This is a genomic window from Marinimicrobium sp., assembly GCF_002695945.1.
GTDB classification, from domain to species: Bacteria; Pseudomonadota; Gammaproteobacteria; order Pseudomonadales; family Cellvibrionaceae; genus Marinimicrobium; species Marinimicrobium koreense.
In genome coordinates this window covers 1-13,873 of the sequence record NZ_NZQP01000068.1, presented here as the reverse complement: position 1 = coordinate 13,873, position 13,873 = coordinate 1, and the positions used below count along the sequence as shown (strand labels likewise).

Genomic DNA, 13,873 nt, shown 5'->3' with positions numbered 1-13,873 from the left:
CCCCGGTTTCGGGGGCTTTTTTTATCCCCGATTGCCCCATTGATGATGCGCGCTCCCCCTGGGTATCAGAAACGCATCAACTCTGAATCCTCACCAAAGAAATAGGCCTGAGTACCGTCTTTCAACCGATACTCCACGGTCAAACCGGCGTGTCCACCACCCTGGAAATAGGTCAGCTCAAACCGGTGTTCACCTTCATCCAGCCGCGCCCGACAACTCTGCTTGCGGTACCCTCGATCCCGGTTGAACCGACAGATTTCCCGCCCGTCCACCTTGGCGATAAAACCGTCGTCACTGCCAATCAGAAAGCGATACTCCCCCGGCACCAGCACCTCGAAGGTATGATCGATATCCACAAAGAAGTTGTCGGCATAGCCTATTTGCCCCAGCTTGGTGTGGCGTAGCTGGTTTTTTCGGGACAGGTCCAGGCGGTCCACCCAGAGGGTGCGCTGGAAGTCGACCTCCCGCTCCTGGTCAATGCGCCGGATGGCCTCCTTGTTCTTGACCAGCGTCAGCCCCACCACTTTGGGAACGTAGGGCGGCGTGATTCGCACCACGATAGCCAGAGCCACCAGCGCGAGCAGCAAAGTCAGTACGGTATTTTTATTCCACCAGGTCCGCATGATCATCGCACCACGTTCATTTGCCAGAGATGAAACCAGTTGCGCGCCTCGAACTGGTCTTCATTGATGGGCAGCCCATAGGTAAACGGGGAGAAGTAGGCAAACATCGCCACCACCAACACCACAAACAACCCGAGGTTCACCATGGTGTGCCGCCGGTTGGCGAGCACCTCATCGCGGAAGATATAGGTGAACAACATGGCCAGATTGAGCATGCCGAATACCAGGGGCACCAGGTAGTGATAGAGGTACATGACCCGCTCGATCTGCAATATGGCGATCATGTAGCTCGCATACAGCGTGGTAAATGCCATGACCCAGTAAAACTGGCGCTCGTCTTTGACCGGGTTGCCGTAGACAAACCGGCTGATCGCCAGCCCGAGGGACAAGATCACCCCCAGGGCAACCGAAAACCAGACAATCGGGTTGGCAATAATCTGAATGTAGCGGACCTGCACTTCGCCATCGACGGTGTTTTTATCCCACCGGTAATTGATGCTTTTGTTCCCCAGGGGCCAGCCAATCGCGTAACTGCCGTTCTCGCCGGGTTTGCAGATGTCCAGCCGGGCCACACCGTCGGAGTATTCCAGCATGTAACGCAGATTGTCCTGAAAACCGTGATAGAAGGCGCTGAGGCTATGGCTGCGACCGGCCCGCACCTCTTCGAGGTAGGGCTCCGACGCCTTGTAGGTGCGGTTGCCCACAATGTTTTCGCCCAGAGCAATATGCACATACAGAATGCTCGCAAAGACAGCCAGCAACGGCAGTACGGCCGAGGGCACAGTGGTGGCGAGTCGCTGCAGCAACGCTTTCCAGCGAAAGGCCTTGAGGTTCTCCCACTGATCCACGCCCCAGAGCATGACAAACAGCAGCAGCAGAACCGCCCCGTTGAGTTTTACCGATACCACCAGCCCCACCAATACCCCCAGAATGGCGTACTGGGGCAAGCGGATGGGTCTGGTCCTGGTGAGCACATGGACAAAGTAATAAAGTGCAGCAAGGATGAAAAAGAGTTGTATGCCCTCGAGCATGGCAGCGCGGGAGTGGACCACCAACGCATTATCAAAAATCAGCAGTGCGCTGAAACCGGCGGCGACCCAGACCCGTCGAGTGATGCGCCAGACAATACCGTAGAAAAAGAGCACGGACAGGGCCATCAGGAAGGTCGAGGCGAAGCGGAACCCGGTGTAGCTCATTCCCTCCGGGACGGCGGAGCCCTGCAGGTAATCGGTGCGGTTGAAGCGGCTTTTGTCGAGGTCTTCGTTGCCTCCGAAGAGCTTTTCCCCGGCGGCGATGAGCAGCTTGCCCAGGGGCGGGTGCAGCTCCATGAACAGGGTGCCGTCCAGGTATTTCTGTCCGGAGGTCACATGATAGTTTTCGTCCCAGAACATGGCCTTGGGCGAACCGTAGTTCACACCGTACACCAGTAACGAGACCAGCAGAACGAGAGCAGGCACCCAAAAGCGCCGAGTTCGAGCGATGGATTGCAACATGATCTTATTGTGTCGTTGTCAGGCCCAACCGTTGGGTCACGGCTTTCCATAAAGAGCGGGCAGTCTAGGGTCCGCTCGCCTCAGGGTCTGCGAACGTTATCACAATCTGCCGGGAAACAGGAGCCCCAGCCGGTCAGTCGGTTCGGCGGCTCTGCTCGGCCTGCCACTCCTCGCGGGGGACGAATTCCAGAGCCAGGGAGTTGATGCAGTAGCGTTTTCCAGTGGGCTCCGGACCGTCAGGGAACACGTGTCCCAGGTGTTCGCCGCAGGCGGAGAGCACTTCCACCCGACGGCGGCCAAACCAACTGTAATCATCCTCGAGCCGGATATTGTCGTCCTCAAAGACGGTCCAGAAGCTGGGCCACCCGGTGCCGGAATCATACTTGTGCCGGGAGTCGAACACCGGAATCCGGCACCCGGCGGTAACGTAGACGCCATCTCGCTTGTTATCCAGCAGCTCGCCGGTGTAGGCCCGCTCCGTGCCTTTTTCCCAGAGAATGTCGTACTGCTCGTCGGTCAGCAGTTCACGCCAGGTGCTCTGGTCGATCTGCTCCAGATTTTCGCCGGCTTTGATCCAGGCACGGGCCTGCTCTACGGCCGGTTGGGACGCCGCCGGCAGGGCCGCCAGCAACAGCAGCCCCAGCGTCAGGGGCAGCAGGCTGGCCAGAATTCGATGCTGATTGATGTAGCGCATATCAGGGCTCCTCGGGGGATTGAGGCTCTGTGGAGCCGTTCTCTGTCGTTAGACCAGCCCCACCCTCAAACATTCGATCAAACTTGATGGTCGGATCATCCCAATCTCCGCGAATGGTGTAACTGATGCTGGTTGCCTGGTCCACCTGCTTCTCGAACAGCTTGCTGACCAGAAATACCCCGGCCGCCGCGGGCAGCCCCGCCGCCACGGCAGTCAGGAAAGTCAGGTTACCGGCAACGGGCAGCGTCGCGATCAGCCGGGTGTCGAGGGTTTCATCCACCAGATTGGCGCGACCGGCCAGTTGCAGGCGACTGGAGGGGCTGCGTACCTGCACCGGCTCGGAAAACACCAGCGTCCCTTTGTCGAAGGTCATGAGCCCTTCAATACTGTCGTAGGCCAGACCACTTTGATAGAGGTCGGAAAAATCCAGCCGCAGCCGGCGCGCCAGGGAGTCGAAATTGAGCACCGCAAAAAGCCGCAGAATGCCGTCGCTACCGGCGGCCGGATTGCGTTTGAAGCGCCCAGAGGTCACGTTGAACCGGACGTCGCCCTCCAGCGTCTCGAGATCAAACGCCTGAGGCGCCCCGGCCCAACTGATGTCGAGCCGATAGTTGGCCGATTCACTTTCGAGAATATCGGACTGCCCCCAGCGCTGCATCACTTCCGACAGGTTGCCGGCGCGCAGGCTGGCGGCGAGGTAGGTCCGCTCGGGAGTGTCTTCAGCCTGCGACCAGAGCAGTCGGGCGCCCGTGTCTTCATCCTGGCCGGTGACGGTCAGGCCGCGAATACTGCCTTGCAACTGATCGACAATGACCCCCTGATCTCCCGGGGCCAACCGGAACTCCCACTGACCGTAATCCTCACCTCCGAGCATGAGCGACTCGATGCTGACCTGGGCCTCGGGCAGGCTCCTGGGATCAAATGGGTCAGCCAACTCCGTCGCACCGACGGCCGACTCCAGCACCGACCGGGGCAGATCAACCCGGGCCAGATGCAGCGCCAGAGGCTGCCCCGGCGCCCAGTCGAGTTCACCCGCCAGCTCGGGGTTGGTGAAGGTCAGGCGCCAGCCGCGCTCGGTGGAGACGGCCCCAAGCTCAATCTCTTCCAGTTCCAATGGGCCCAGTGAATACCGGGCCAACGCCAGGTCCACTTCGACCGGGAGCCCCTCAAAGGCGGTCTCCGGTGCCGGCTGTTCATCGTCCGCGACCAGATCCTGATAGCGACGAAGCAGATCCTGCCATCCCTCCAAATCCAGCGTCTCCATGGCGCCGCTCAGATGCACGCCGGGAGCCTCCGGCAGTTGTGCTGGCACCCCCAGGCCCACGCTGACCCGCTGCAATTGTTGCCGCTCGAGATCAATCTGGGCCCGGGCCTGCAAATGATCGTTGTAGTACAACTCGGCCTGCGCACTCTGACGTCCCAGAATCACGCTGGCGGTAAGCTCCCGGGTCTGCTCGGCCGTCTTTCCGATCGGTGCCGGGACATTCAGCGAAACTCCGCGCAGATCCGAGCTGAGCGTGAAAGCCGCCAGCTGTTGGTCGCGATGGGGCTCGGGGTCCCGGTAATGACTGAGTTCCAGCTCGCCGCCGAACGCAAATGTGCCATCCAGAAATTGCAGTGCAGGGCGCTGAGCCCACTCCGCCAACACCGCGCCAGAGGCCCGACCATTGAGATCAATGGCCGTCACCGACCTNTTCCTNCTCCTGCCGGCTGGCGATGGNGAGCGTGAGCGGTTCGCCAAACANCTCCCCGGNCAGNCCCTCACTGCTCAGCCCCTGCTCATTGTCGTANCGGAGNGGNCCCGACAGATCCCNTGCACTCAAATTNAGGTCGTTCATGGTCAGTCGGGGCAAGGTCAGATCCATCGCCACCTGTTGGGCGGCCCCGGGCTGATCCGGTTGCAGGGGGATAGCCAGATCCAGCTCGGCATCAATGGTGCCCTGTACGCTCCAGGCATCCATGTTGTCACCGACGTATCGGCGCAGGTANCCCTCTCTGAGCAGTTGCAGNCCATCACTGGCCAGCGCCTGCAGCTGTCCGTCAATGTTCAATAACAGNCCCTNGCCCACGGGGTTCTCTGCCACCTGAATCCGAGCATTTTCCAGAGTACTGTTGTACAGCCGGGCCTGCTCCACTCGGGCATCGACCCGGTTGTTATCGAGCATGAGCTGACCGGTCAGGNCACTGAGCGGCGGCCAGTCCGGATGATAGTTGAGGTNCGCGCCGGCCATTTCCAGTGCCAGTTGGTAGCTGCGCACGCGCGGTTGGCCCGGACGGTTCAGAGTGCCACGGAACAGAAAGTGCGCCGAGCGGGCNGTGCCNGGGTTATTNTCACCGAGGCTGCGAGNGAGCCAATCGGTCAGCGAGGCCGGGACCACCTTGGGCAGGTACTTGTCGTACNCNTTGGCGNTCAGGTCCTCGCCANGGATATCCAGGTACAGGTCGATNTCACCGGTGTTNCGCTCCCAGGGCAGCGACAACCACATNCTGCCCGTNGCGGACTCNCCCGGCCCNCGCAATGACAGCGGCCCGCTATTGACGTAAATCTGNTTCTCNTCCGGCCGCAAGTGCCAGGCGACCTGACCGCGGGCGCTNTGATACGNCATGGGCTCGTCGTAGGTTTTGGCAAAGAACATCTCGAAACCGTTGCGGCTATCCAGATCGACATGGCCNCCGNGCTGANTGGCCTCGACAAACCCGGTCACACCGTTCAGGCCCGGAACGCCCTGCCAGGGTTCCACGGCTACGTCTCCCAGCTCGGCCATCAGCTCCCAACCCCGCCAGTCGTCCTGGGGCACCGTAAGCTGCAGATGCCGGACGTCGCCCTGGGGATTGAGGGTACGCACCACTTCCTGCAGGCGACCGTCCCCCAGCAATCCAAGCTGGTCCGCCAGGGTGGTCCAGTAGCGCAGATCGATGTGATCGATCATCCAGTGGATCGGAGCGTTGGTCCGGGCAGTGGACACGGAGACCTGCAGCGGCTCCAGNGCCCGATCGCGCCATTCCGCCGAGAGATCCTGCAACGCCACCTGCCACCGACCGGAGCGACGCCATTCGCCGCCGATGGTGGCGCTGACCCGGTCCAGTGTGAGTTCTTCCAACGGCAGAGCNACGTCGTCCAGCCCCAGATTGCCGACCCAGTCGTANCCGCCACCGTCTTCCTGGCTGGAGAACCAGAGGCTGGCGTTCATTCGCCCTTCCCGGTACCAGTCACGATGTTCGCTTTCGCCCACCAGAATGCCACCGATCGCGGTCAGGGGCTCCAGGGTGGGGAAGTCNCGCAGGTTCAGATAGCCTTCGGTATGGAAGTTTTTCGGGTCTCGCGGATCGCCCCGGCCTTCGAGAATGGCCACCAGGGCACGGTCCCGTCCTTCCAGGTCCACCTGCAAGGAGAGCCGGTGGAAGTCCCCCTCATGCTCCAGTAACANGTACGGGGCGGAGAAGGTCTGCTGGTGACCNCTGGCAAAAGACAGGNCAATACTGGCATCNAGCAGCTCGACNCGNGTGCCGACTTCGAACAGGGTGAGCAGATCGTCTGGCGCGAGCGGTTCATCGGCGGNNGGGCGCTCCTGATCGGNGACGAAGTCTGGCAGNCCCCAATACCCATCGGTCCCCTGGGACAGGGANAGTTGGGGGCGACGCAGCACGATCTTGTCCCAAGCCAGTCGCCCTTCCAGCGCGCTGCTGACCAGNTTCAGTCGAAGCAGGACCCGGTCGGCCTTGAGTAGGGGGCGCCCCTCCTGATCACTGACACTCAGCTCGTAAAGGGTGAGGCTGGGTTTCAGCTCCTGCCAGTCGGCCGTGAGGCGCCCAACCGACACGGACAGATCCAATTGCTCCGATAGATACTCCGTCAGCTGCCGGTCGTAGTTGGCCAGGAGCGGAAACAGGCTCCGCCCTGACTGCACCACCACTGCCAGGGCGATAATCAGCACGGCGCAGAGGATGTAAAATTTTTTCAGTAGGTAAGCTAACACCGAAACATACCTGAGGGTTTCCTCAAACCGGTCGACGGAACGGCCGGGGCGCCAGAATCTGCCTCTCTACCCGGGTTGATCATCAGACCAGCACAATGTCGTACTGTTCCTGGGTAAACAGACTCTCGACCTGGAATTCAATGGTGCGGCCAATAAAGGCCTCCAGATCGGCCACGTAAGCCGCCTCTTCATCGAGCAGGCGATCCACCACCAACTGGGAGGCCAGCACCAGGAACTTGTCATTATCGTACGCGCGCGCCTCGCGCAGAATTTCCCGGAAAATCTCATAACACACCGTCTCGGCCGACTTGACCAGGCCCCGCCCCGAGCACAGCGGGCAGGGCTCGCAGAGCATCTGGCCGAGGGATTCCCGGGTGCGCTTGCGGGTCATTTCCACCAGCCCCAGCTCGGACACCCCGGTGATGCTGGTCTTGGCGTGGTCTTTTTCCAGGGCTTTTTCCAGCGTCCGCAGCACCTGACGCTCGTGCTCCGGGTCCTTCATATCGATGAAGTCGAGGATGATGATCCCCCCGAGGTTGCGCAGCCGCAATTGTCGCACAATCGCACTGGCCGCCTCCATATTGGTTTTGAAGATGGTCTCTTCCAGATTGCGCCGCCCCACGAACGCACCGGTGTTCACATCCACGGTGGTCATGGCTTCGGTCTGCTCGACAATCAGGTAACCATTGGACTTTAGCGGCACTCGGGTGTCCAGCGCCCGGGCAATTTCATCCTCAACACCGTACAGGTCAAGCAAAGGGCGTTCGCCACTGTAGCATTCAATCAGATCCACCAGCTCAGGGTAGTAACTGGTGGCGAATTCGCGCATCTGGGTCCAGCTCATGCGCGAATCCACCCGGATTTTCTCGATCGGTGCCCGGGCCAGATCCCGCAGGGCGCGCAGAAATAGCGGCATGTCGGTGTGAATGGCGCTGGGCACCGGGGCATTGGTGCACTTATCCTGAAAATCGAGCCACAGCTTCTGCAGGAAGTCGATGTCATTGCGCAGCTCGTCCGCCCCGACGCCCTCGGCCACGGTGCGCAGGATGAAGCCACCGGACACACCGGCCTCCTCGGCAAGCGATTCGACCTGTCCGCGCAGCCGCTGACGTTCGGCGTCATCGTCAATGCGGGTCGACACCCCGATGTGGGCACTGTTGGGCATGTAGACCAGATAACGGGAAGACAGACTGAGGTTGGTCGTCAGGCGAGCGCCCTTGGTGCCGATGGGGTCTTTACTGACCTGCACCAGCAGGGTTTGGCCTTCGCGCACCAGAGCACGGATGTCCGGCACCTCTCCGCGGCGACCCTCATCGTCATCCGTCTCGGCCATATCCGAAGCGTGAATAAAGGCGGTGCGGGCCAGCCCGATTTCCACAAACGCCGCCTGCATGCCGGGTAGCACCCGGACCACTTTTCCTTTGTAGATGTTGCCGACGTAGCCCTTGCCGTGACTGCGCTCGATGTGTAATTCCTGGACTACCCCGTTTTCCACCAGGGCCACCCGGGTTTCCACGGGAGAGACATTGATCAGTAGTTCTTCACTCATGGACGCTCGCCTTTGGGTACGCCGGCGGGATGGCCCCACCAAGGCACCTGAAATTGGTTGAGCAGCTCGGCGGTCTGAGCCATTGGCAGACCCACAACCGCACTGTAACTACCTTCGATTCGATCCACCCAGACACCGCCCAGGCCCTGGATGCCGTATCCGCCAGCTTTATCACGGGGCTCGCCGGAGGCCCAATAGGCCTCCATCTCGCGCTCGTCGAGGGCCCGAAACCAGACGGTGGTGGTAACGCGGCAGACCGCTTCGCGCTCCGGCGAGCAGACCGCGACGGCGGTCATCACCTGGTGCTCACGCCCGGACATCAGCCGCCACATGGTCAGGGCATGGTCACGCCCGAGGGGCTTTTCCAGCACCTTTCCCAGACAGACCCCGATGGTATCGGACCCCAGCACCGGCGCCGCCGGCAGCCCCAACTCACCAAGCAGGGCCAGACCCGCCCGGGCCTTCTCCAGCGCCAGACGCTCAACGTACTGAGCCGGCGGCTCATCCACCCCCCGCTCTTCCGGTACCGACAGCGTCAGGGGCTCAAACTGCACACCCAATTGACCGAGCAACTCGCGGCGGCGCGGGGATTGGGATGCCAGATACAGATCCGTCATTGTCACATCTCTCCTGCGTCTGTTGTGTGGGCCAGCACTGGCGCCCCTGCTACTGGATGCGGTAGCGGTGACGCAGACCCCCAAAACCGATGTGGACCAGAGGCCATAGCACCGCGCTGACCAGTGCCGGGTACAGGAACTGCAGGCCTGACACATGCCCCCCGGCCAGGCTGTGAACCCAATTGCTGGTCATCTGGGCAATGCCGACCAGGACAAACACCCAACAGGCCTGCTGCCAGAGGGCGTAGTTGCCAAACCGGCGATAGGATTGCAGCGCAATGTAAGTTACGATCACCAAACCCAGCGCATGCTGTCCGAGTGGCGTACCCTCCACCAGATCCTGAATCAGACCCAGCAGAGCGACCTGGGTCAGGCTGACATGATCGGGCAGGGTAAACACCCAATAGACCACCACCAGCATGACAAACTCCGGGCGCCACCAGCGCCAATCCAGAGGCAGCGGATAAACCGCCAACGTCAGGGCCAGCAAGAGAGCCACCAGCACCAGCCAGCGATTGTGGCCCCGGGTCAGATCAATCATTGGCCTCGCCCTCGGCCTCTTCAAGCGGAAGCTCCGGGGCGGGTTGCTCGACGCCGCTGCGCTCGGACGCGCCGCCAGCAAAGACCAACAGCAGGTGTCGGCTGCGGTCAAGGCGCGCCATAGGGCGGGCGATGACCGTTGAAAATGATTGCCCGGGATCCCGGACCACCTGCTCGACCTCGGCCACCGGATAACCCACCGGGAAGCGGTCCCCCAGCCCGGAGCTGACCAGCAGATCGCCGACCCGGATATCGGTGGTGTTGGATACGTGGCGAAGGCGCAGGCGGTTGATGTGCCCGGTGCCCTCGGCAATCGCGCGAACGCCGTTGCGATTGACCTGCACCGGCAGCGCATGACTGGTGTCCGTGATCAACAGCACCCGGCTGCTGTCCGGGTTGGCCTCCACCACCTGCCCCATGAGGCCAAAGGCATCCAGCACCGGCTGCCCCATATAGACGCCGTCTCGGGCGCCTTTATTGATGACCACGGAGTGGCTCAGTGGATTGGGGGAAACTCCCACCAGCTCCGCCACCAGGACGTTATCCTGGAGCATGTCACTGGAACCGAGCAGGCGACGCAAGCGCACGTTCTCGGCGGCCAGAGCGGCCATTTGCTGCAATTTGCGCTGGAGAATCAGCAGTTCGGACTTGAGGGCTTCGTTTTCCTCGCTCAGCGCCTGACGGCTGGCAAAGGTATCATCGCCCCAGGCTCCGATGCGCTGGGGCAGATTGGTCACCCAATAGAAAGGGGTAGCGACGGCACCAAGCTGGGCGCGCACCGGCCCCAGCCAATCGGTGTAGAGACTGACAAGTATGAGGCCGACGGCCGCCACGCTGAAGAACAACGCACGCGAGGCAACCGCCGGGCCTTTGGTAAACAGCGTTTTAATAACACCCTCTCCCGCTCAGTGTGGATCCCGTTAACTCTGGGCCCAGCAACCCGTCAGGAAGACAGCAGATCGATATTCCGTTTGTCCATCATTTCCATTGCCAGGCCACCGCCGCGTGCCACGCAGGTCAGCGGATCTTCCGCCACAATGAAGGGCAGACCGGTTTCGTTGGACAACAGGCGATCGATGTCGCGCAGTAGCGCACCACCGCCGGTCAGGACAACGCCACTCTCGGCAATATCGGCCGCCAGCTCCGGTGGGGACTGTTCCAGGGCGCTCTTCACCGCCTGGACAATGCCCGCCAGCGGCTCCTGCAGGGCTTCCAGAATCTCNTCACTGTTCAGGGTAAAACTGCGCGGCACCCCTTCGGCCAGGTTGCGCCCACGCACGTCGATTTCACGCACTTCGCTGCCGGCGAAGGCACAGCCGACTTCCTGCTTGATCCGCTCGGCCGTGGCATCACCAATGACGCTGCCGTAATGGCGGCGGACATAATTGACGATGGCTTCATCAAACCGGTCCCCGCCGATGCGCACGGAATCCGAATAAACGACGCCGTTAAGGGAGATCACGGCNATNTCCGTGGTACCACCACCGATATCAACCACCATCGAGCCNCTGGCTTCCGANACCTTCAGACCGGCNCCGATGGCNGCNGCCATGGGCTCCTCGATCAGGCGCACTTCCCGGGCACCGGCGCCCATGGCGGATTCGCGGATGGCCCGCTTTTCCACTTCGGTCGACAGACAGGGAACGCTGATCAGAACCCGGGGGCTGGGCTGGAACCAGCTCGCCTCGTGTACCTTTTTGATGAAGTGCTGCAGCATTTTCTCGGTGACNTGNAAATCGGCGATGACACCGTCTTTCAGGGGGCGGATTGCGGTAATGTTGCCGGGGGTACGACCCAGCATACGCTTGGCCTCGGTGCCCACGGCCTCGACAATTTTGTGGCCGTTGTGATGGCGGATGGCAACCACCGACGGCTCGTCCAGGACAATGCCCCGGCCGCGTACGTAGATCAGTGTATTGGCGGTACCCAGGTCTATGGAAAGATCGTTGGAAAAGGCTCCACGCAGGTGTTTTAACATTGGTTCACGCAACCCTATATTGTTCTGTCTCGCAGCAGGCCGGAACCGACCTGCTGCCTAAAATTCTTTCGGATGGTCCGCCGTGCTGCCAGACCNGGTCCGGACGNCGGTTAGACCGACACCCCGCCTGCGAATTCACTCGCGGCTCAAGCAGTTTACACGAGGTTGNACAGCTTTACCCGACGCGGCTTGGCGGGCGCCCGGCCCATGAGCGGGCCCGAAGCGTCGGCGCAGATGCTGGCACTCTATCAACGGCAGGGATTTAGGGCAAGGCGCAAATGTGATAACTTTAGCGGCTTATTGCACAAACGCGAACTTTTGGACCTTTTTGGCCACCGGTTGAGCACTTTTTGACCCGGAGCCACACCAATCTGGAGCATCTTGATGGCCATCGCCTCTTCCGACATCGCCAAGCTGGCGCATTTGGCGCGCATCGCTGTTTCCGACGATGAAGTCGNTCAAGTCACCGAGCGCATCTCTGACGTCCTCAATCTGGTCGACCAGTTGCAGGCGGTCGATACCACAGGCGTCAAGCCCATGGCCCACCCGCTGGANGCCACCCAGCGCCTGCGCGCGGATCAGGTGACCGAGCCCAATCAGCGCGAGCACTTCCAGGCCATTGCNCCGGCGACCGAAGACGGGCTCTACCTGGTGCCCCGCGTCATCGAATGATCGCCGCGCCCGGCCCGACCTTTGACCGGCCCGCCCTCTATAGCGCCCTGCGCCATTNAAGCGGCTTGAGCCCAGACACTTATTTGAGGATGTAAATCGCAATGCACCAACACACCATTGCCCAACTGGTTCAGGGACTGCGCAACCGGGAGTTTTCCAGCACCGAGCTGACCCGGCACTATATTGACCGCATCCAGCGCCTGGACCCGACCTATAACAGCTACATCACCCTGACCGAAGAGCGGGCCCTNGCCCAGGCCGCCAAAGCCGACGAGCGGCTGGCCCANGGGGATGCGCCCGCGCTGTGCGGCGTACCCATTGCCCACAAGGACATCTTCTGTACCACCGGCGTGCGTACCAGCTGCGGCTCCAAAATGCTGGACAACTTCATTGCCCCCTACAACGCCACCATCGTCGACAATTACGAAGCGGCNGGGGCGGTCATGCTGGGCAAAACCAATATGGACGAGTTCGCCATGGGCTCCTCCAACGAAACGAGTTTCTATGGGCCAGTGAAAAACCCCTGGGACACCGGCTGCGTGCCGGGCGGCTCCTCCGGCGGCTCCGCCGCCTCGGTGGCCGCCCACCTGGCCCCCGGCGCCACCGCCTCCGACACCGGCGGCTCCATCCGCCAGCCNGCGGCCCTGTGCGGCCTCACNGGCCTCAAGCCCACCTATGGCCGGGTCAGCCGTTGGGGCATGATCGCCTTCGCCTCCAGCCTCGATCAGGCCGGCACCCTGACCCGCACCGCNGAAGACTCCGCGCTGATGCTCAACGCCATGGCCAGCTTCGATCCCAAGGACTCNACCTGCGTGGACCANCCGCTGGAGGATTACACCGCCGAGCTGGATAAGCCTCTCGACGGCCTGAAAATTGGCGTNCCCAAAGAATACTTCACCGACGGNCTGGANCCGGACACCGCCAAAGCGGTAGAAGCGGCCATNAAAGTCTATGAAAGCCTCGGCGCCAGCATCAAAACCATCAGCCTGCCCCACTCCGGCCTGGCNGTCGCCGCCTACTACGTGATCGCCCCGGCGGAGTGCTCNGCCAACCTGTCGCGCTTCGACGGCGTGCGCTACGGCTATCGCTGTGAAAACCCGAAAGACCTGAACGACTTGTACGAACGCTCGCGCAGCGAAGCCTTCGGCGAAGAAGTCAAACGCCGCATCCTGGTAGGCACCTACGCCCTGTCCGCCGGCTACTACGACGCCTACTACAACAAGGCTCAGCAAGTGCGCCGCCTGATCAAACAGGACTTTGTCGACGCCTTCAGCGAAGTCGACGTCATCCTCGGCCCCACATCGCCCTCACCGGCGTTCGCCTTTGGCTCAAAAACCAAAGACCCGGTGTCCATGTACCTGGAAGACGTCTTCACCATCCCCACCAACCTGGCGGGCCTACCCGGCCTATCCATCCCCTGCGGCCAGGTGTATGGCAAACCGGTGGGGCTGCAGTTGATTGGCAATTATTTCGCCGAAGGCAAATTGTTGAACGTCGCCCACCAGTTCCAACAGGCGACGGATTTTCACCAGCAGAGTGCGCCCGGAATCGAATAGCCGGAAAACGGGATCGTAGCTTCGCGTAGGGCGGATAAGCGCAGCGCATCCGCCGTTGCCAAAACGCGACGTTCTTTGTGGGGGCGTAACGTGTAATTGCAGCGGAGGCGATATTTTCCGTTCGCCATTGGTCGACGCAGCGCGGAGCCGGGCGTAGGGCGGATAAGCGAAGCG

Annotated in this window: 12 protein-coding genes; 2 read left to right on the top strand and 10 right to left on the bottom strand. The window is 61.5% G+C overall.

Translation table 11 applies throughout. The features are described 5' to 3' along the window. Positions 1 to 65 precede the first annotated feature (65 nt). The 10 genes from CMG77_RS15195 to CMG77_RS15150 form a co-directional block, all read right to left on the bottom strand. Positions 66 to 623: a PA14 domain-containing protein gene (locus CMG77_RS15195; protein WP_286805939.1), complete on the bottom strand. Its 558-nt coding sequence runs from the start codon at positions 621 to 623 to the stop codon at positions 66 to 68. Positions 624 to 625: 2 nt separating this feature from the next. Next, positions 626 to 2,080, bottom strand: a complete 1,455-nt coding sequence (locus CMG77_RS15190) for a phospholipid carrier-dependent glycosyltransferase (RefSeq protein WP_286805940.1) — start codon at positions 2,078 to 2,080, stop codon at positions 626 to 628. A 169-nt stretch (positions 2,081 to 2,249) separates the two neighbouring features. Beyond that, the gene (msrB, locus tag CMG77_RS15185; RefSeq protein ID WP_123637885.1) at positions 2,250 to 2,810 is read right to left on the bottom strand and encodes a peptide-methionine (R)-S-oxide reductase MsrB; all 561 of its coding nucleotides are present in this window, start codon (positions 2,808 to 2,810) and stop codon (positions 2,250 to 2,252) included. Position 2,811: 1 nt separating this feature from the next. Further along, the gene (locus CMG77_RS15180) at positions 2,812 to 4,497 is read right to left on the bottom strand and encodes a YhdP family phospholipid transporter (protein ID WP_286905069.1); all 1,686 of its coding nucleotides are present in this window, start codon (positions 4,495 to 4,497) and stop codon (positions 2,812 to 2,814) included. After that, positions 4,484 to 6,787 (bottom strand): YhdP family phospholipid transporter, encoded by a 2,304-nt coding sequence (locus CMG77_RS15175; RefSeq protein ID WP_286905067.1) that lies wholly within the window; start codon positions 6,785 to 6,787, stop codon positions 4,484 to 4,486. Before CMG77_RS15175 ends, CMG77_RS15180 begins: the two co-directional genes overlap by 14 nt. Positions 6,788 to 6,869: 82 nt before the next feature. Beyond that, a complete protein-coding gene (rng, locus tag CMG77_RS15170) occupies positions 6,870 to 8,336 on the bottom strand; it encodes a ribonuclease G (protein WP_123637887.1) in 1,467 nt (488 codons plus the stop codon). Continuing rightward, positions 8,333 to 8,953 carry a Maf family protein gene (locus CMG77_RS15165; RefSeq protein WP_339618727.1) on the bottom strand — a complete coding sequence of 207 codons (621 nt, stop codon included), beginning with the start codon at positions 8,951 to 8,953 and terminating at the stop codon, positions 8,333 to 8,335. Before CMG77_RS15165 ends, rng begins: the two co-directional genes overlap by 4 nt. 49 nt (positions 8,954 to 9,002) lie before the next feature. Next, positions 9,003 to 9,494: a rod shape-determining protein MreD gene (gene mreD / locus CMG77_RS15160; protein ID WP_123637889.1), complete on the bottom strand. Its 492-nt coding sequence runs from the start codon at positions 9,492 to 9,494 to the stop codon at positions 9,003 to 9,005. Further along, the gene (gene mreC / locus CMG77_RS15155; RefSeq protein WP_123637890.1) at positions 9,487 to 10,374 is read right to left on the bottom strand and encodes a rod shape-determining protein MreC; all 888 of its coding nucleotides are present in this window, start codon (positions 10,372 to 10,374) and stop codon (positions 9,487 to 9,489) included. The genes mreD and mreC overlap by 8 nt, the downstream gene beginning before the upstream one ends. Before the next feature lie 62 nt (positions 10,375 to 10,436). Then, positions 10,437 to 11,471, bottom strand: coding sequence for a rod shape-determining protein (locus tag CMG77_RS15150; protein ID WP_286905064.1), 1,035 nt, complete (start codon positions 11,469 to 11,471; stop codon positions 10,437 to 10,439). A 384-nt stretch (positions 11,472 to 11,855) separates the two neighbouring features. Here CMG77_RS15150 and gatC point away from each other — a divergent pair, with 384 nt between their 5' ends. Then, positions 11,856 to 12,143: an Asp-tRNA(Asn)/Glu-tRNA(Gln) amidotransferase subunit GatC gene (gene gatC / locus CMG77_RS15145; RefSeq protein ID WP_286905063.1), complete on the top strand. Its 288-nt coding sequence runs from the start codon at positions 11,856 to 11,858 to the stop codon at positions 12,141 to 12,143. Positions 12,144 to 12,244: 101 nt separating this feature from the next. Continuing rightward, on the top strand, positions 12,245 to 13,699 hold the full coding sequence (gatA, locus tag CMG77_RS15140; RefSeq protein ID WP_286905061.1) for an Asp-tRNA(Asn)/Glu-tRNA(Gln) amidotransferase subunit GatA: 1,455 nt from the start codon (positions 12,245 to 12,247) through the stop codon (positions 13,697 to 13,699). Positions 13,700 to 13,873 lie beyond the last annotated feature (174 nt).